The sequence below is a fragment of the Microbacterium koreense genome, from assembly GCF_042677105.1.
Classification (GTDB): Bacteria; Actinomycetota; Actinomycetes; order Actinomycetales; family Microbacteriaceae; genus Microbacterium; species Microbacterium koreense.
Genome location: NZ_JBHTIM010000001.1, coordinates 2,558,385 through 2,577,130 on the forward strand (window position 1 = coordinate 2,558,385; position 18,746 = coordinate 2,577,130).

The 18,746-nt window shown below is 69.1% G+C and carries 14 protein-coding genes; 5 read left to right on the forward strand and 9 right to left on the reverse strand.

The window, feature by feature from the left end; genetic code table 11:
- Positions 1-175 precede the first annotated feature (175 nt).
- Entirely contained in the window at positions 176-1,378 is a 1,203-nt protein-coding gene (metX, locus tag ACFQZV_RS12065; protein ID WP_378753105.1) for a homoserine O-acetyltransferase MetX, read from the forward strand.
- A gap of 4 nt (positions 1,379-1,382) precedes the next feature.
- On the opposite strand, the gene ACFQZV_RS12070 is transcribed toward metX, so the two are convergent.
- The 6 genes from ACFQZV_RS12070 to ACFQZV_RS12095 are packed head-to-tail and all read right to left on the reverse strand — an operon-like array spanning position 1,383 to position 7,007.
- On the reverse strand, positions 1,383-2,135 hold the full coding sequence (locus ACFQZV_RS12070) for an NUDIX hydrolase (RefSeq protein WP_378753103.1): 753 nt from the start codon (positions 2,133-2,135) through the stop codon (positions 1,383-1,385).
- A gap of 58 nt (positions 2,136-2,193) precedes the next feature.
- Positions 2,194-2,505 carry a thiamine-binding protein gene (locus ACFQZV_RS12075; protein WP_378753101.1) on the reverse strand — a complete coding sequence of 104 codons (312 nt, stop codon included), beginning with the start codon at positions 2,503-2,505 and terminating at the stop codon, positions 2,194-2,196.
- Positions 2,502-3,743, reverse strand: coding sequence for a glycosyltransferase 87 family protein (locus ACFQZV_RS12080; RefSeq protein ID WP_378753099.1), 1,242 nt, complete (start codon positions 3,741-3,743; stop codon positions 2,502-2,504). The genes ACFQZV_RS12075 and ACFQZV_RS12080 overlap by 4 nt, the downstream gene beginning before the upstream one ends.
- 37 nt (positions 3,744-3,780) lie before the next feature.
- A complete protein-coding gene (locus tag ACFQZV_RS12085) occupies positions 3,781-4,593 on the reverse strand; it encodes an ADP-dependent NAD(P)H-hydrate dehydratase (protein WP_378753097.1) in 813 nt (270 codons plus the stop codon).
- An 18-nt stretch (positions 4,594-4,611) separates the two neighbouring features.
- Positions 4,612-5,670 carry a hemolysin family protein gene (locus tag ACFQZV_RS12090; protein WP_378753095.1) on the reverse strand — a complete coding sequence of 353 codons (1,059 nt, stop codon included), beginning with the start codon at positions 5,668-5,670 and terminating at the stop codon, positions 4,612-4,614.
- Entirely contained in the window at positions 5,667-7,007 is a 1,341-nt protein-coding gene (locus ACFQZV_RS12095; RefSeq protein WP_378753093.1) for a hemolysin family protein, read from the reverse strand. Before ACFQZV_RS12095 ends, ACFQZV_RS12090 begins: the two co-directional genes overlap by 4 nt.
- A 311-nt stretch (positions 7,008-7,318) precedes the next feature.
- Between ACFQZV_RS12095 and ACFQZV_RS12100 the strand changes: the two genes are divergently transcribed.
- Positions 7,319-8,275 carry a hypothetical protein gene (locus tag ACFQZV_RS12100; RefSeq protein ID WP_378753091.1) on the forward strand — a complete coding sequence of 319 codons (957 nt, stop codon included), beginning with the start codon at positions 7,319-7,321 and terminating at the stop codon, positions 8,273-8,275.
- A gap of 344 nt (positions 8,276-8,619) precedes the next feature.
- Here ACFQZV_RS12100 and guaB1 read toward each other — a convergent pair whose 3' ends face one another.
- Positions 8,620-10,077, reverse strand: a complete 1,458-nt coding sequence (gene guaB1 / locus ACFQZV_RS12105) for a GMP reductase (protein ID WP_378753089.1) — start codon at positions 10,075-10,077, stop codon at positions 8,620-8,622.
- Between the two features lie 178 nt (positions 10,078-10,255).
- On the opposite strand from guaB1, the gene ACFQZV_RS12110 reads away from it, so the two are divergent.
- Positions 10,256-13,975, forward strand: coding sequence for a multifunctional oxoglutarate decarboxylase/oxoglutarate dehydrogenase thiamine pyrophosphate-binding subunit/dihydrolipoyllysine-residue succinyltransferase subunit (locus ACFQZV_RS12110; RefSeq protein WP_378753087.1), 3,720 nt, complete (start codon positions 10,256-10,258; stop codon positions 13,973-13,975).
- 60 nt (positions 13,976-14,035) lie between these two features.
- Here the strand turns inward: ACFQZV_RS12110 and ACFQZV_RS12115 are convergent, their stop codons facing one another.
- Positions 14,036-15,586 carry a glycerol-3-phosphate dehydrogenase/oxidase gene (locus tag ACFQZV_RS12115; protein ID WP_378753085.1) on the reverse strand — a complete coding sequence of 517 codons (1,551 nt, stop codon included), beginning with the start codon at positions 15,584-15,586 and terminating at the stop codon, positions 14,036-14,038.
- Positions 15,583-16,155, reverse strand: coding sequence for a TetR/AcrR family transcriptional regulator (locus ACFQZV_RS12120; protein ID WP_378753083.1), 573 nt, complete (start codon positions 16,153-16,155; stop codon positions 15,583-15,585). Before ACFQZV_RS12120 ends, ACFQZV_RS12115 begins: the two co-directional genes overlap by 4 nt.
- A 34-nt stretch (positions 16,156-16,189) precedes the next feature.
- Between ACFQZV_RS12120 and ACFQZV_RS12125 the strand changes: the two genes are divergently transcribed.
- Together ACFQZV_RS12125 and ACFQZV_RS12130 are read left to right on the forward strand one after the other, a co-directional pair.
- Positions 16,190-17,842 (forward strand): FAD-binding oxidoreductase, encoded by a 1,653-nt coding sequence (locus ACFQZV_RS12125; protein WP_378753081.1) that lies wholly within the window; start codon positions 16,190-16,192, stop codon positions 17,840-17,842.
- Entirely contained in the window at positions 17,839-18,741 is a 903-nt protein-coding gene (locus ACFQZV_RS12130; protein ID WP_378753079.1) for a diacylglycerol kinase, read from the forward strand. Before ACFQZV_RS12125 ends, ACFQZV_RS12130 begins: the two co-directional genes overlap by 4 nt.
- The last annotated feature ends 5 nt before the right edge of the window (positions 18,742-18,746 follow it).

Here is an 18,746-nt window from a genome sequence, read left to right on the forward strand (position 1 = left end):
CCGAGCGCACCCCCGCCCCCCGTCGGCTCATCTGCGCCTCGTCGGCTCAGCAGATCAGCCGAGATGAAGCAGATGTGCCGCGAAGACGCGCCGCGAAGACGGGCCGAGAGAGGGATGCCTCGGGCCCGGGCGTAACACTGCGCGGGCCACCCCACAGCCACGCGACAATGGAGGCATGGACTGGCAGACCTCCGAGGACACCGTGCCGTCCGCCCCGATCACCGAGGCCGACGCGCGGTCGTTGCTCGGCCGACCTCCCGCGACGGGCGCGTGGCGTGACGGCGACCCGGTCGGCGATCGCCGGTTCGCGACGTTCGGCGCATTCCCGACGGAGGGCGGGGGCGCGCTGCCCGGGTTCCGGCTCGCGTACGAGACATGGGGCGAGCTTTCGCCGTCGCGCGACAATGCGGTGCTCATCCTGCACGCGCTCACCGGCGACAGTCATGTGCGCGGGCCAGCAGGGCCCGGGCATCCGACGTCGGGATGGTGGGACGACATCGTCGGCCCGGGTGCCCCGATCGACACCGACCGATGGTTCGTCGTCGCTCCGAACATGCTGGGGGGATGTCAGGGCTCGACCGGCCCGTCGAGCATCGCCGCCGACGGGTACGAGTGGGGTCAGCGGTTCCCGTACCTGACCGTGCGCGACCAGGTCGCCGCGCAGCGGCGTCTGAGCGACACGCTCGGGATCGATACGTGGGCCGCGGTCCTCGGCGGATCGATGGGTGGGATGCACGCCCTGGAGTGGGCGGTCACCCACCCCGAACGCGTCGACCGCCTCGCGGTGCTGTCGGCCCCTCCCGTCAACACGGCCGACCAGATCGCACTCAACTCGGTGCAGATGGAAGCGATCCGCATCGATCCGCGGTTCCAGGGCGGCGCGTACTACGACGCCGCTGATGGCGACGGCCCGCACCGCGGCCTCGCCCTGGCACGGCGAATGGCGCTGTTGAATTATCGGTCCCCCACCGAACTCAACCAACGGTTCCAGCGCTCATGGCAGTCGGGGGTGAGCCCGCTCGGTCACGGAGGCCGGTTCGCGGTCGCGTCGTACCTCGACTTCCACGGCAACAAGTTCACGCGCCGGTTCGACGCGAACAGCTATCTCACGCTCGTCGAGGCGATGAACTCACATGACATCGGGCGCGACCGCGGCGGTGTCGAAGACGCGCTGGCGCGCGTGACGGCGAAGACGCTCGTGCTCGGAATCGACAGCGACCGCCTCTTCCCCGTGGACGGGCAGAGGCGAATCGCCCGCGGCATCCGCACGGCGATGACCGGTGATGCCGTGGTGCTTTCGAGCGATTTCGGCCACGACGGCTTCTTGATCGAGACGCCGACGGTCGGCGACCACCTGCGGCGCCTGTTGGAGGACTGACCCTTCAGTCCGAGCGGGTGTACCGCCAGGGCAGCGCGCCGATCTCGAGACGGTGCCGCGCGGTGCCCTCGGATGCTCCGGCATACTCGGCATCTTCGGCCCACAGCATCGCCGGGCCGTCGGCGAGGCGTCTGGCGACGGTGTCGAAGCGGCGCACGCCCTGCAGGCGCACGGTCTCTACCAGCGAGTCGGCACTCGACGCGTCGCGCAGGCCGTGGAGCGTGACCCACGTGGGCGGATAGAGCGTGACCTCGCCCCGCGCATGTCGTTCGAGCACGTCCGCGGGCCGCAGCCATTCGGCGGTGACGACTTCGGCAGGCGACAGGACGAGATCCAGCGGCGCGCCCGCGGGAACGGCGACGATGTAAAACCATGTCCGGATGCGAAGCTTGATGCCCGGCGGAGGATCCCAGACCGAGAGCGGGATCAACGCGGCGGGGTCGAGGGTGAGTCCGACTTCTTCATGCGCCTCCCGCACGCCCGCGCGCCGTGTCGCCGCGGCTTCGTCGTCCGGATGCGCGGGGTCGGCGTCATCGACATCGACCTTGCCGCCGGGAAAGACCCATGCACCGGCGAACGAGCCCCGGTCGGGCCGCTCGACGAGCAGAATCTCCGGCCCGTCCGCGCCGTCACGCACGAGGACGACGGTGGCGGCGACGGGGATCGTCGGGTCGCCGGCGTCGTCTGGCGTGCGCTCCCGTGTCGCGTCGACGAGGTCGTTCATCGCCCGCAATGCCTGGTCGCCGTCGGTTCGCACCCGCCCAGCCTATGCGTCGAACGCCGCCATCGTGGCTTCGCAGCCCACGACGACGGAATCAGCGGTCGAGTTCGTCGATGGCCTTTTCGAGGCGCTCGAGCTTTCCGTCGAGTTCGCCCTGGTGGCCGGGGCGGATGTCGGCCTTCAACACCAGCGACGCCCGGGACCCGAAGGGCAGCACCGCCTCCGTGGCGCGCTTGACGACGTCCATCACCTCGTCCCACTCGCCTTCGATCTCGGTGAACATCGACGTGGTGCGGTGGGACAGCCCGCTCTCGCGAACGATCCGCACGGCAGCGGCGACGGCATCGTGCACGCTACCGTCCGCGTTGCCGGTACCGCTCGGGGCGACGGAGAAGGCGACGATCATGAGGACCTCCGGTGAGATGGGGAACGTTTCGACGATAGACGGATGCCGGCGCCCGGTCGCGTCGGCACGGCCACGACGCGGACGACCGCCCAGACGAGCAGGGCGACCAGCATCCCGTTGCGAAGTGTGAGCACGGCTACGGCGAAGCTGTCCACCATCAGCACCTCAAGGTAGGACAGCGGGTAGACGACCTGCGTCAGCAGTGCGGTGGCCAGCGCCCAGCCGGCGAACGTCCGCCACCGCGACCGGTCGATGACGAGGGCGAACACGAGGGGGGCGATGAGCCAGGTCAGGTACTGCGGTGATCCGACTTTGTTGACCACGATGAGTGTCAGCACGAGGCTCAGCGCCAAGGGCGGAAACAGCCGCACGAACGATGCGCCACGCGCGGCTTTGACGGCGCCGAGCACGAGGACGGCAGCCATCACGATTCCCAAGAGTGGGGTCATGACGGCGATCACGACGTCGACAGAGGGCCCGGCTACCTGGTAGGTGAGCACGTCGCGGTCGTAGTAGACGAATGACCCTTCCACGCCCGCAACTGCCTGCCACAGGTAGAACGAACTCACGGGCGCTTCGATCTGGAGCCCTCGGGAAGTCTGCTCCGACACGAACCCGAAAACGTGAGTCCACCCGCCGGCGAGTGTGGCGACGCCGACGATCACCGCACTCGTGGCGACAGCGGTGACGGCCAGCGTCCAGCGACGTCGCATCGCGAGGAAGGCCGCGGCCAGCAGCGCCGCCGGCCAGACTTTGATCCACGTCGCCGCCGTCAGCAGTACGGAAGCGACGACGGGGCGGCCGATGAGCCAGAGGCACGCAGCGACGGCCAGCGGCGCGGTGATCGCGTCGAGTCGGTAGATCCCGACAGGGCCGAGCGCCAGCACGAACGCGAGCCAGTACCATGCGGCGCGCACACGTGCGCGGGAACGTCCGCGTGCGACGAGGAGTGCGAAAACCAGCGCGTCGATCGCGGTGACGAGCACCGCCCATGCGATCTCGTACCCGAGGGGACCGGCGAGGCCGAGGGCGACCACCAGGGGAACGAGGGCGACGGCAGGGTAGATCCATGGCTGTGTGACGCCGGGGATCCCCTGACCCCCCACGGCCTGCAGCGCCCACGGTTCGTACACGAGGTAGGTGTCGCCCATCGGTTGGTTCGGCATGACGAACCCGGCAACGGCGACGAGCACATGGACGACGAGGAATACCCCCCACAGCCACGCCCGCCTCGTCACGCTCCCATGCTAGGACGCCGGGGGTTGCGCGCCTGCGCTACCTCTGGAGCGCGAGCACCTCGCCGACCGCGCGCGGGAGGTGCTCGGCGACGTCGAGCGCCGTGATCGGGCCGCCCGAGGGTCCGTGCGCGCACGCGGCGATCTCCCCGGCGCGCGCATGCACCCAGACAGCGGATGCCGCGATCTCGGTCGGATCGGCGTCCGAGGCGGCAGTGAGGGCGCCGAGCACTCCCGCCAGCACGTCGCCCGTCCCCGCCGTGGCGAGCCACGGCACGTCCACCATGAGTCGTCGCGTCGCCCCGTCTGCATCCGCGATCACCGTGCGAGCCCCTTTGAGCAACACGACCACGCCGAGCGCACGTGCCGTTTCGACGGCCGCCTTCACCCGGTCATCGACGCGCGGGTCGAGACCGCAGGCCTCGCGCAGACGCGCGTGTTCGCGGTCGTGCGGTGTCACGATGACCGGCGCCGCCGCGTCCACGGCCAGATCGAGCGCACCGGCATCGACGACGACGGGGCTTTCGCCGGCGAGGATGTCGCGCAGCGCGGTCGTCTCGCTCTCGGGGCGGGGCGCGGCATCCGTTCCCGACCCGATCACCCAGGCCTGAACCCGCCCAGCCGCGGTGACCGTCTCGGGCCGGCGGGCGAGCACGGCTTCGGAGGCCGAACCGACATATCGCACCATTCCGACGCCGGTGCGCCAGGCTGCTTCGACGCCGAGGACCGCCGCGCCGGGGTAGGTCGCCGAACCGGTGCGGATGCCGACGACTCCCCGCGAATACTTGTCATCATCGGCACCCGGGGCGCGGACGACGCGAGCGACGTCGCCTGCCGTCCATCCGTCGATCATGTCCGCATCCTCACCGGATCAGTAGGCGCGCCGCCGCGTCGCGTCGTGCACCTCGCCGACCAACTCTTCGATGATGTCCTCCAAGAAGAGCACCGCGGTCGTCTCCCCCGTCGCCGACCGCACCTGTGCGAGGTGTCGTCCCGCACGACGCATGAGCGCCAGCGCGTCTTCGAGATCGGTCGTCTCGAGCAGGGGAACCATGTGGTGCACCCGCTTGGATGGAACCGGACGCACAACGTCGACGGCGGCGTCCGGCCCCTCCGCGGCGCGGAGGATGTCTTTGAGGTGCACGTAACCGACCGGGACACCGGCGTCGTCGACGATCACGTATCGCGAGAAGCCGCGCTTGGCGACGGCCCGCTCGATCTCATCCGGTGTGGTGTTCTGCGGGAGGGTCACGAGGTCCGCGAGCGGAACGGCGATGTCCTTGGCCTGCTTGTCGGTGAACTCCACCACGGCCGCGACCGTTCCCGCCGAGTCGTCGAGCACGCCTTCGATGCGGGACTGGTTGACGATCGTGGCGACCTCGTCGAGCGTGAAGGTCGACGCCGCCTCATCCTTCGGTTCGACGCGGAACAGGCGCAGGATGTGGTTCGCGGTCCAGTTGAGGGTGAAGATCACCGGGTGGAACACCTTCGACACCCACACCAGCGGCGCGGCGAGCATCAGGACGGCGCGATCGGGAACGGAGAATGCGAGGTTCTTCGGCACCATCTCACCGAAAACGACGTGAAGGTACGACACGATGAGCAGCGCGATCACGAACGCCGTGATGTCCACCGCCGCCGAACTCATACCGGTCAGGTAGAGAGGCTCGGCGAGCAGATGATGGATCGCCGGCTCCGAGACGTTCAGGATCAGCAGCGAACAGATCGTGATGCCCAGTTGGCTCGTGGCGAGCATGAGCGTCGCATGCTCCATGGCGTAGAGCGCCGTCTTGGCGGCGCGGGAGCCCTTTTCGGCGAGTGGTTCGATCTGCGAGCGCTTGGCGGAGATCACAGCGAATTCGGCTCCGACGAAGAAGGCGTTCGCGATGAGCAACACGAACAGCCAGGCAAGTCCTGCCCAATCACTCATCGTCGCTCACCTCCCTCGCGAGCGGATACTTCCCCGGCATGCGCTGGCACCGCCTTCGCGACGAAACGCACGCGGTCGACGCGGCGCTGATCCATACGCTGCACATCGAGCGTGCCGTCGTCGATCTCGACGCTGTCGCCCACTCGCGGGATCCGCTCGAGTTCGCTCATGATGAACCCGCCGACGGTGTCATAGACATCGCCTTCGGGGATGCGGATACCGGTGCGGTCGAGGAGTTCGTCCGGACGCCATTCGCCCGGGAAGATGATCGCGTCCTCGGAGCGCACGAGACCGGCGCGGCGGCGGTCATGTTCGTCAAGCACCTCGCCGACGATCTCTTCGACGAGGTCTTCGAGGGTCACCACGCCTGCCGTCCCGCCGTACTCGTCGACGACGACCGCCATCTGGTAGCCGCGGCCGCGCAGCTCGGACATGAGCGCGTCGAGGTGCACCGCCTCGGGAACACGGAGCGGTTCAGTCGCGAGCGCGGCCGCGGGAACGTCCCACCGGCGGTCGCGGGGCACACTGACCGCGGCCTTGAGGTGGACGACGCCGATGATGTCGTCCATCGATTCTTCGTAGACGGGGAATCTGCTGTGGCCGGTGCGACGCGCGAGCTGGATGACGTCCTCGGCGGATTCGTCTGCCGAGAGCGCGTGGATGCTGGGGCGCGGGGTCATCACATCGGAGGCGCTGAGGCGCGCGAAGGTGAGACTGCGGTCCAGGAGCGAGGCCGTGTCCTTTTCGAGCACGCCCGCGCTGGCCGATCGCCGCACGAGGCTGGACAGCTCTTCGGCAGTGCGTGCGCCGGAGAGCTCTTCTTTCGGCTCGATCCCCATGAGCCGAAGCACACCGTTGGCGCTGCCGTTCAGAAGGCTGATGGCGGGACGGAACACCGCGGTGAACGCGGCCTGGAAGGGGATGACGAGCTTGGCGGTCTGTCGCGGCACGGCGAGCGCGAAGTTCTTCGGCACCAGTTCACCGACGATCATCGAGAGGATCGTGGCGAAGCTGATCGCGAGGAACACCGCGACCGGGGTGGCGACCGCATCCGGGATGCCCCAGGTCTCGAGAACGGGGCCGAGGAGGTTCGAGATCGCCGGCTCCATCGTGTAGCCGGTGAGCAGCGTCGTCAGCGTGATTCCGAGCTGTGCACTGGAGAGGTGTGTCGAGGTGATCTTCAGCGCGTTGATCGTCATCGACAGGCGGGTCTCGCCCGCTTGTCGTCGCGCTTCGAGGTCGGCGCGGTCGAGGTTGACCAGGGCGAACTCACTGGCGACGAAGAGTCCCGTGCCGATGGTGAGGAGGAGCCCCACGCCCAACAGGACGTAATCCACTATGCGTCACCCCCGATCGAGGTCGAGGTGGGAACGTGGGGCGTCGGTCTACAACTGGGAGGGTCGTCCATCGTGCGCCCAATTGTACGGGAGTCCTGGCCGCGCTATCGAAAGGTGCGCGAGCTATCGAGTTCTTCGCCCACGCGAGCACCTTTCGGCCGCGCGAACCGCGCCGACAGCGGTGCGGAAGGCGGAGGGCGCAGGATGCCGCGGCATCCACTCCTCCCGGAGCACTGATCGGCAACCGGTGTCCACAGATTGGTCGCGCGGGTCGTCGGGCGTGCTGCCGCGATGGGCACGATTCTCTGGTGATGCCCGTCCCCCGCGTCGACGTCGCGCGACGCCGTGACCTGCTCGCGCCCGGCGACAATCGGCGGCTGAGCCGGAACGTCCGCTCCGGCGAGTGGGTGCGCGTCGCGCCCGGTTCCTATGTCGTCCGTGAGGCCTGGGCAGCGCTCACACCGATCGAGCGTCATCGCCTTCGCGTCGACGAGGTCGTTCTCCGCCTCCAGACGCCCGCGGTCGTGTCTCACCTCGCGGCGGCCGCACTGTGGGACATCGACGTGCTCGGTCCGTGGCCGACGGCGGTCGACGTCACGATCGGGCGGACGACGGGCGGGCGCTCGGGCGGGGCTCTTCGGCGACACGCACTCGGGTTGGACGGCGTCGAGCGCATCCCGTTCGGGCGCCACGAGGTGACGTCCGCGGCGCAGACGGCGCTCGATCTCGCGCGTGCACTGCCCTTCGTGCGAGCAGTGACGGCGGTGGACCAGGCGCTCTGGTCTCAGCGCCGGGGCGGGCCTCTGTGCACGAAGGATGAACTCCTCCAGGCGCTCGAGAGGGGCGGCCCTCGACGGGGGGACGTGCGCGCACGCCGCGCGATCGACGCCGGCGAAGCCCTTGCCGCGAATGTGCGGGAGACACAGGTTCGTGTCGTCGCCATCGGCCTCGGCTTCGGCATTCCGCGCCTGCAGGAGCGCCGCGTGCTTCGCTCGGGGCGTCTCGTCTTCGGCGATCTCTACTCTCCCGATCACGATCACTGGGTCGAGATCGACGGACGCGGGAAGTACCTGAGCCCCCAGTTCGGCGCGGGTCGCGCCCCCGCCGACATCGTCCTCGACGAGAAGGACCGAGAGAACGAGATCCGGCGCGAGGTCCGCGGATTCTCCCGGCTCGGGGCAACCGATGCCGATCATCCCGGGCGAATGTACGACATCTTGACCGGCGACGGTCTCCCGTCGACGAAGCCTCGGCCCCGCACGCGCTGAACCGCCGTTCCGGAGCCGCGCCCCGCACGCGCTGGACACCCCCGCCGGAGCCACGCCCCGCACGCGCTGAGCCGCCCTTCCGGAGCCGCGCCCCGCACGCGCTGGACACCCCCGCCGGAGCCACGCCCCACGCGCGGACCACCCTCCCGAAGCCGCGCCCCGCACGCATCCGTCATCGCTCACGCTGTCGAATTGTGCTCACGCGGCCGAAAAAGTCGGGCGCGTACGCACCTTTCGGGCGCGCGGGGCGGGATGCGGCCGGGGCGGGAAGCCGCCGAGGCGGGAAGCGGCCGAGGCGGTAAGCCGCCGGGGCGGGATGGCGTGAGCCCGGGAGGCGCTGCGGACTACCAGCTGACGGGGAGAGCCTTCCCCTCCTCGTACCCGGCCGCCGACTGCAGGCCGACGCGGGCCCGGTCGTGGAACTCGGCGACGGTCGACGCACCCGCGTAGGTGAACGACGAGCGCACACCCGAGGTGATCATGTCGAGCAGGTCTTCAAGCCCTGGCCGCATCGGGTCGAGGAAGATCTTCGACGACGAGATTCCCTCGGCGAACAACTCCTTGCGGGCGAGCTCGTAGGGGTCGAGGCGACCGAACCGCTCGTGCACTGCTTTGGTCGAGGCCATGCCCCACGACTCCTTGTACAACCGCCCGTCCGCTCCGCGCTGCAGTTCGCCCGGCGACTCTATGGTCCCGGCGAACCACGAGCCGATCATGACGGATGCCGCACCCGCCGCGAGGGCGAGCGCGACGTCGCGGGGGTACCGGACGCCGCCGTCGGCCCATACATGCGCGCCGCGCAGCCGCGCGGCTTCGGCGGTTTCGAGCACGGCGGAGAACTGCGGTCGCCCGACCGCGGTCATCATGCGGGTCGTGCACATCGCCCCGGGACCGACGCCCACCTTGAGGATGCTCGCGCCTGCCGAGACGAGGTCGTGCACGCCGTCTGCGGTGACGATGTTGCCGGCTGCGATCGGGATGCCGAGCTCGAGCTCGCTGACCGCGGCGAGGGCGCGAAGCATTCCTTCTTGGTGACCGTGCGCGGTGTCGACGACCAGGACGTCGACACCGGCGGCGGCGAGCGCCTTCGCCTTGGCCGCGACGTCGCCGTTGATGCCGACGGCGGCCGCGACGATGAGTCGCCCGCCGGCGTCGACGGCGGGTCGGTACAGGGTTGATCGCAGGGCGCTGCGTCGCGAGAGCGTGCCCACGACGTGCCCGTGGTGAAGGACACAGACGGTGTCGGCTTCGGTCGCGACGATGAGGTCGAAGGCGTGGCGGGCGGTCTCGACGTCGTCGGCGTCGATCGACGGGGCCCTCCCGCGCGTCAGGTCACCCAGGCGCGCATCGGCGAGCGCGGTCGCGAGGCGTGTGGCGGGCACGATGCCGAGGACGTCGTCGATCCCGACCGGGCCGTCGGTCGCGGGAGCGACCACGATCCCGTGACCTTCGGTCGGCGGCAGCAGTCGCGCCGCATCCGCCACCGTCGCCTCGGGAGGAAGGACGAGCGGTGTGTCCCACGCCACCGGTTGGTCTTTCACCCACCGGATGGCGGCATCGAGCTCTTGCAAGGGCATGTCCTGCGGCAGCACGCCGAGCCCGCCGCGTCGCGCCAGGGTGGCGGCCAGACGTGGCCCGGTGACCGAGTTCATGTTGGCCGAGACGAGCGGGATGGTCGCCGTCGTGCCGTCGCCGGGCGACAGGTCGACGTCGAGTCGACTCGTGATCGATGAGCGTCGCGGAACGAGGAACACATCCGAGTAGGTCAGGTCGACGTTCGGCTGCTCGCCATAGAACTCCATGTGCGCCAAGCGTAGTGACTGTTTCCGACAGGGAACCGATGCCTGATCGTTCCCTCCGGCTCACCGCGCGGCCCTGACTTGTGGCCGTGGACTGGGTTACGCTTGTAAGCCGTGTGCGGGCGCTGACCGCGGGCCGTGCGCACCTCATTTCTTCATCGATGAAAGCAGGCGATCGCGAGTGTCGAGCCAGGTGACGGGCCTCGGAGTTTCGAGCGAAGGAGAGTTCGGAGCGAACGAGTGGCTCGTCGAGGAGCTGTATCAGCAGTTCATCGTCGATCGAAACTCCGTCGACAAGGAGTGGTGGCCCATTCTCGAGGCCTATCGCCCCGCCGGCGCCTCCGGCGAGAAGAAGGCGGATGCCGCTCCCGCCCCGCAAGCGACCCGCTCAGCGGATGCCGCATCCGACGCCGCGACGAACGGCGCCCACCCGGTGACGGCACCCGTGCCCGTGATCGGTGCGCAACCGGTCGCCAAGACCACGGCACGTCCGGCGGCGGCCCAGCCGATTCCGGCTCAGGCGCCCGCGGCGGTGCCCTCGAATCCTGAGGAATCCACCGAAGAGGACAAGGTCACCCCGTTGCGTGGCCTGCCGAAGACCCTTGCGGCGAACATGGACGAGTCGCTGACCGTCCCCACGGCGACGAGCGTGCGCACGGTGCCGGCGAAGCTCATGATCGACAACCGGATCGTGATCAACAACCACATGTCACGCACGCGCGGTGGCAAGGTCAGCTTCACCCACCTCATCGGATGGGCGATCATCCGGGCGCTGAAGGAGTTCCCGAGCCAGAACGTGTTCTATGCCGAGGTCGACGGTAAGCCGTCGGTCGTCGCCCCCGCCCACATCAACCTGGGCATCGCGATCGACCTCCCCAAGCCCGACGGCACCCGCGCACTGCTCGTCCCGAGCATCAAGCGCGCCGACGCGTTGACGTTCAACGAGTACCTCGCCTCGTACGAAGACCTGGTCAAGCGTGCGCGCGGCAACAAGCTCACCGCATCCGATTTCCAGGGCACGACGATCTCGTTGACGAACCCCGGCGGAATCGGCACCGTGCACTCGGTTCCCCGTCTGATGAAGGGCCAGGGCTGCATCGTCGGCGCCGGCGCCCTGGAGTATCCGGCCGAGTTCCAGGGGTCGAGCGAGAAGACCCTCGTCGAGCTCGGCATCGGCAAGACCATCACGCTGACCAGCACCTACGACCACCGGGTCATCCAGGGCGCGGGCTCGGGCGAATTCCTCAAGAAGGTGCACGAGTTGCTCATCGGGCAGCGCGGGTTCTACGAGGAGATCTTCGCGGCGCTGCGCATCCCCTACGCCCCGATCCACTGGGCCAACGACATCAACGTCGACCTCGCCGAGCGGGTCGACAAGCAGGCCCGTGTTCAGGAGCTCATCAACTCGTTCCGCGTCCGCGGCCACCTCATGGCCGACATCGACCCGCTGGAATACATGCAGCGGACGCACCCCGACCTCGAGATCGAAAGCCACGGGCTGACGTTCTGGGATCTGGACCGCGAGTTCGTCACGGGTGGGTTCGGCGGCAAGCGTCAGATGAAGCTGCGCGATGTTCTCGGCGTGCTACGTGACTCCTACTGCCGCACGATCGGCCTGGAGTACATGCACATCCAGGATCCGGAGCAGCGCGCCTGGTTCCAGCAGAACGTCGAGGTCAAGTACCAAAAGCCCGGCCACGACGAGCAGATGCGCATCCTCGACCGCCTGAACCAGGCCGAGGCGTTCGAGACGTTCTTGCAGACCAAGTACGTCGGTCAGAAGCGCTTCAGCCTCGAAGGCGGCGAGTCGCTGATTCCCCTCCTCGACGAGATCCTGCAGGGTGCTGCGGAGGCGGGGATGGATGGTGCCGCGATCGGTATGGCACACCGTGGTCGCCTGAACGTGCTCACCAACATCGCCGGCAAGACCTACGGTCAGGTGTTCCGCGAGTTCGAGGGGTCGGTCGCGATCGGTTCGAAGAGTGGGTCGGGCGACGTGAAGTACCACCTCGGCACCGAGGGGACCTTCGTCGCCGACGATGACGCAGAGCTTCCGGTCTACCTCGCCGCCAACCCGTCGCACCTCGAGACGGTGGATGCCGTGCTCGAGGGAATCGTGCGTGCCAAGCAGGATCGCAAACCCATCGGCACGTTCTCGTGGTTGCCGATCCTCGTCCACGGCGATGCCGCGTTCGCGGGCCAGGGTGTCGTCGTCGAGACGCTGCAGATGTCGCAACTGCGCGGATACCGCACCGGCGGCACGGTGCACGTCGTCGTCAACAACCAGGTCGGTTTCACCACGACGCCCCAGGATGCCCGCACCTCGGTGTACGCCACCGACGTCGCCAAGACGATCCAGGCGCCGGTTCTCCATGTCAACGGCGACGACCCCGAGGCCGTCAACCGTGTCGCGCAACTCGCGTTCGCGTACAGAGAGCGATTCCACCGCGACATCGTGATCGATCTCGTCTGCTACCGCCGCCGCGGTCACAACGAGGGCGATGACCCCTCGATGACACAGCCATTGATGACGAACCTCATTGAAGCGAAGCGTTCGGTGCGTCGCCTCTACACGGAATCGCTCGTCGGCCGCGGTGACATCACCGAAGAGGAGTACGAGAAGGCGAAGCAGGATTTCCAGCGGCGTCTGGAGATCGCCTTCACCGAGACCCACGAGGCCGAGACGGGTGCGACGGCGATCGTGTCGGATGCGGATGATCCCGCCCCGGCCGGCGAGCCCGAAACCACCGGTGTCTCGAGCGACGTCGTGAACCTCATCGGCGACACGTTCGTGAACAAGCCCGAGGGCTTCACGGTGCACACGAAGCTGCAGCAGTTGCTCGACAAGCGCCTGGACATGAGTCGCAACGGATCGATCGACTGGGCCTTCGCCGAGTTGCTCGCCTTCGGCTCGCTTCTGCTCGAGAAGACGAACGTGCGCCTGGTTGGTCAGGACTCCCGCCGCGGAACGTTCGTGCAGCGCCACTCGGTGCTCCACGACCGCTCGAACGGCCAGGAGTGGATTCCGCTGACGAACCTGAGCGAGGATCAGGGACGTTTCTGGGTCTATGACTCCCTGCTGAGCGAGTACGCCGCGATGGCGTTCGAGTACGGATACTCGGTGGAGCGCCCAGATGCGCTCGTGCTCTGGGAGGCGCAGTTCGGCGACTTCGCGAACGGCGCCCAGTCGGTTGTCGACGAGTACCTGTCGTCGGCCGATCAGAAGTGGGGTCAGCAGTCGAGCGTCGTGCTGTTGCTGCCGCACGGATATGAGGGGCAGGGACCCGACCACTCCTCCGCGCGCATCGAGCGCTACCTGCAGATGTGCGCGCAAGAGAACATGACGGTCGCCCGTCCGTCGACCCCCGCGTCGTACTTCCACCTGTTGCGCCGTCAGGCGTATGCCCGCCCACGCCGCCCCCTGGTCGTGTTCACGCCGAAGGCGATGCTGCGACTGCGCGGGGCCTCGAGCGCGGTCGAGGACTTCACGTCCGGTCGTTTCGAGCCCGTTCTCGACGACGACCGCGGCATCGACAAGAGCGCCGTGACGCGGGTGCTGCTGCACTCGGGCAAGATCCACTGGGATCTGCGGTCCGAGCTCGACAAGAACCCGAACGACAAGGTCGCCCTGGTGCGCGTGGAGCAGTTCTACCCCGCACCGATCAACGAGCTCAACGCCATCATCGAGACCTACCCGAACGCCGAGCTGGTGTGGGTGCAGGACGAGCCCGAGAACCAGGGCGCCTGGCCGTTCATCGCGCTCGAGGTCGTCAAGCACCTGCACGGTCGTACGATCCGCCGAATCTCGCGTTCGGCTGCGGCCTCGACGGCGACGGGGTCGCCGAAGGTGCACGCGCTCGAACAGACGGCGATCATCCAGGCGGCGACGTCGACGGATTGACCCGCACGTGACATGAAGGCCGCCCCGAGGGGCGGCCTTCATGCGTCGCCGCACGGGAGCTCAGACGTCGAGGGGAACGACGCCGGCGCGCGCGAACGCGGCGGCCGCCGCATCCCGAGACTCATCGGCTTCGGCCGCGACGAGCCCGAGCCGCGTACGCCGCTCGAGGAGGTCGTCGATCGTGAGGGCGCCTTCGGCGACCACCCCCCATTCGAGCTCCTGCGCGGAGACCCCCCGCGACGCCGTCGCGCCCGCGGAGAGGGCGGCGACACGGGGAGCTTCGATCCCGAATCGCCGAACGAATCGGGCGGGTGCCGGCACCGTCGCCAACTCACGGCGCGTCGCCGCCCCGACCAGCGGCAGCGTGCGGGTGCGTGACGGCGCGACGCTACCCGGCGCGAAGCGCCGACGCACCGCTTCGTCGATCCCGTCTTCAGCCATGCGGCGATAGGTCGTGAGCTTGCCCCCGACGACGTTGAGAACGCCGTTGTCGGACTCGATGACGGCGTGCTGCCGCGACAGGTCGCTGGTCTCCCCCGAACCGACGCCTTGGAGCAGCGGCCGGAGGCCGGCGAACGTGCCGCGTACGTCGTCGCGGGTGAGGGGGGTATGGAGCACCTGGTTGACGGTGTTCAGAAGCATGTCGATTTCGGGGTCGGTCGCCACCGGCACCTCGGGGATCTCTCCCTCGGTGGGAACATCGGTCAGTCCGATGTAGGTGCGCCCGTGCGGGGCGGGCACGGTGAAGACGAAGCGACTGGAGGAGCCCGGGATCGGCACCGTGAGCGAGACGTCCGCACCGCCGAGGCGTACCGTGTCGACGACGAGGTGGGTCCCCCGACTGGGCGTGAGGTGCACGCCCTCGGAGAGCTCGCCCGCCCACACACCGGCGGCCGAGATGATCGCACGCGCCCGGATCCCGAACTCCCGGCCCGTCGCTTCGTCACGCAACGTCGCCGCCTCTCCGGCCACGGCCACCGCCGCGCACCGCGTGAGGATCGCCGCCCCGTGCCCTGCGGCGGTCCGGGCAACCGCCGTGACCAGGCGGGCATCGTCGATCACCTGCCCGTCCCAGCCTCGGACGGCACCGGCGAGGTCGTCGTCGCGAAGCGCCGGGAGGAGCCGGGAGGTCTCGTCGCGACCAAGGGCGCCGGGGGCGCGGAGGAGTCCCGAGGGTGTGCGCACCACGCGACGCAACGCGTCGCCGAGCAGGTAGCCGGCGCCGACGTATGCGCCCCGCCTGACGTGGCCGGGGCGGTAGAGCGGCATGACCTGCGCGAGAGGCCGGGTCAGGTGCGGTGCGATCCGCGTCATGAGCAGGTGCCGCTCGGCGGCGCTCTCGTGAGCGATCGCGAACTGACCCGATGCGAGATAGCGCAGGCCGCCGTGCGTGAGCTTCGAGCTCCAGCGGCTCGTCCCGTACGCGAGGTCGCGCCGCTCGACGAGAACGGTGCGCAGCCCGCGCGAGGCCGCGTCGAGGGCGAGACCGACCCCGGTGATCCCTCCCCCGATCACGAGCACGTCGACGTCGGCGACGGTGGAGACGACGTCCAGTTCACGGCTGCGCCGGGCGGCGTTCAGCGCCGTCCCGAACTCCTGCGGGCCGGTCACCGCTCCCCCAGGTAGCCGCTGAGCAGCACCGACAGCTCGTCGCGCCACGCATCGTCCTCGATCCACTCGGAGACGAGGGGCGCGGACTGCACGACCGACTGCATCGCGAGCAACACCACCGCCGCCAGCCGTTCGGGATGAGCGGCGCGCACGAACCCGTCATCCTGTCCTTCGGCGATGCGTCGTGTCAGGTCTCCCAGGATCGCGCGCTGACTCGTGCCGAGCCGTTCGAAGACGTATCGCGCGAAGAGTTCGGGATCTGTCGTGCGCAACCGATCGACGAGCGGCATACGGCGAATCCCGTCGGTGGTGTCGACGAGCATTGCGACGAGCTGATCGAGCGACCCCGCCCGCGGCGCCGAGACGGGCAGCGTGGCGATGAGCTCGCGGGTGATGAGGGCGGCGAAGATCGCCTGGGCGTCGGGCCAGTACCGATACAGGGTCTGACGCGACACGTCCGCGTGCCGCGCGATGTCGGAAGCAGTGGTTCGGCGGATGCCGTGCGAGAGCACTTCAGCGCGCGCCGCGTCGAGGATCGCGTTCGCCGTCAGGGAGGACTCGTCAGCCATGTGACAAACATACAGAATGTGTCATACTGTCGCCATGTCTGCGATGCCGCCGGCGACGACGCCCGCACCCGAGCCCCTCGAGATCCCCGAGCCGCGATCGCGCTCAGACTGGGATGCCTGGGGCACCGAGCCGGCGTCTCTTCCTGGGGCCGCGCGGGCACTGATCTCGACGCTGATCCCCGGCAAACCCCACCCCGTCGCGCGCGTCACACGCCCCCACCTCACTCCGAGCAGGCTCACCGCCGACGACGTCACCGCGCTGGCAGCGGCGGTCGGACACGCGCACGTGACCCGCGAGGACGACATCAGAATGTGGCATCTCGGCGGCAAGAGCACGCCCGATCTGCTGCGACGTCGATCGATGGGTGTCCAGACCGCGCCCGACGCCGTCGTCTCCCCCGCCTCACATGACGACGTCGCCGCCGTGTTGCGGGTCTGCGACCACCGCGGCATCGCGGTCGTCCCGTTCGGAGGCGGCACGTCGGTCGTCGGCGGCGTCGATCCCGATCCCGGCGCCCACACGCGCGTCATCGCCCTCGACCTCACGCGCACGGCCGCGCTGTGGGACATCGATGAGATCTCGCTCCTGGCCCGCTTCGGCGCAGGAACGACCGGCCCCCAAGCGGAGCAGATGCTGGCCGCACACGGGTTCACTCTCGGCCACTTTCCGCAGAGCTTCCTCTATGCCTCGCTCGGAGGGTTCGCCGCGACCCGCTCGAGCGGCCAGGCCTCCCGCGGCTACGGCCGGTTCGACGACCTCGTCCATGCGCTCCGCGTCGCCACACCCGCCGGTGACATCGCGCTGGGCCGATCACCCGCGAGCGCGGCGGGACCGGACCTGCGCGAGCTGTTCCTCGGCTCGGAGGGTGCCCTCGGCGTCCTCACCGAGGTGACGGTCCGCATCCGGCCGGTCGCCGCCGCCACCGCATATGGAGCGTGGACGTTCCCCGATTTCGCCTCCGGCGCCGCGGCGTTCCGCGAGGTCACCCAGCGCGGCATCCGCCCGACCGTGCTTCGACTGAGCGATGAGAATGAGACGAAGGTCAACGCCACACTCGGCGGCCACCTGACGCGTCTGCGCGGATGCCTGGCCGTGGCGACCTTCGAAGGGGCCGACACCGCCGAGGCCGACACGACGCGCGCGATCGTGACGACGGTCTTCGCGCGTCACGGGGCCAAGTCTCGGGGAGAAGACCCGGCGCGCTCGTGGGAACGCGGTCGATTCGCCTCACCCGCCCTGCGCGACACACTCATGGACGCAGGAATCCTCGCCGAGACCCTCGAAACCGCCACCACGTGGGCGAACCTGACGACGCTCAAGCAGGCCGTCACCACCGCGCTCGCCGAGACCCTGGCCGTGACGGGTACCCGCCCGATCGTCATGTGCCACATCTCGCACGTGTACCCCGCCGGCGCGTCGCTGTACTTCACCGTCGTCGCCGCGCTCACCGCCGACCCCGCGGCGCAATGGGCGAAGGCGAAGGATGCCGCATCCCGCGCCATCGTCACCGCCGGCGGCACGATCACCCACCACCACGCCGTCGGGCGGGACCACCGCCCGTATCTCGCGGAGGAGATCGGAGACCTCGGAGTGCAGATCCTGCGGGCGGTCAAAGACACGGTCGACCCCCGCGGCATCATGAACCCGGGCGCGCTCGTCGACCCCGCGTCCCCGGAGCGCGCGTGACCGTCGCGCTGCTGGTCAATCCCGCCGCACGAGCAGGCGCGCACACCGGCGCCGCCGAGCGCGCGGCCGAACGACTGCGTACCCACGGTGTGCGCACGACCATCCTCAGCGGCGGCAGCGCACACGAATCCAGTGAACTCCTCCGCACCGCGATCGAGCTCGGCGCCGCGGCCGTCGTCGTCGCCGGTGGTGACGGCACGGTGAACCTCGCCCTGCAAGAGGTCGCGGGCACCGGCATCCCGCTGGGGATCATCCCGTCGGGCACAGGGAACGACCTCGCGACGACGCTGGGGCTGCGCGAACTCGACCCCGTCTCGGCCGCAGACGCCGTCGCGGCCGGCGCCACGCGCGACATCGACCTGGCTCGGGTGACGCGCGACGACGGATCGCGCGCGTACTTCGCCACCGTCCTCGCCAGCGGTTTCGACTCGCGCGTGAACGATCGAGCCAACACGATGCGGTGGCCACGAGGCGATTCGCGCTACACACTCGCCGTGCTGGTTGAGTTCATGACCCTCTCGGGTCTGCCCTACGAGGTCGAACTCGCTCTCGTCGACGGCACGATCCGGCGTGTGACGGGTGATCTCTTGATGGCGACGATCGGCAATGGGACGAGCTACGGCGGCGGCATCCCGATCTGCCCCGATGCGGATCCGGCCGACGGCGAACTGGATGTCACACTCATCCGGCCTGCTGGCAGACTGCGCCTGCTCCGGCTGTTGCCGCGCGTGTACAAGGGAACGCACACCGGGATCGACGAGGTCTCGACATTTCGCGTGCGTTCGGTGCGACTGGCCTCACCCGGGGTCACTGCCTACGCCGACGGTGACCCGATCGGCACACTGCCGCTGACCGTCGACGTCGCGCCGCGCGCGCTGCGCGTCTTCGTCCCCCGCTGAGTCGG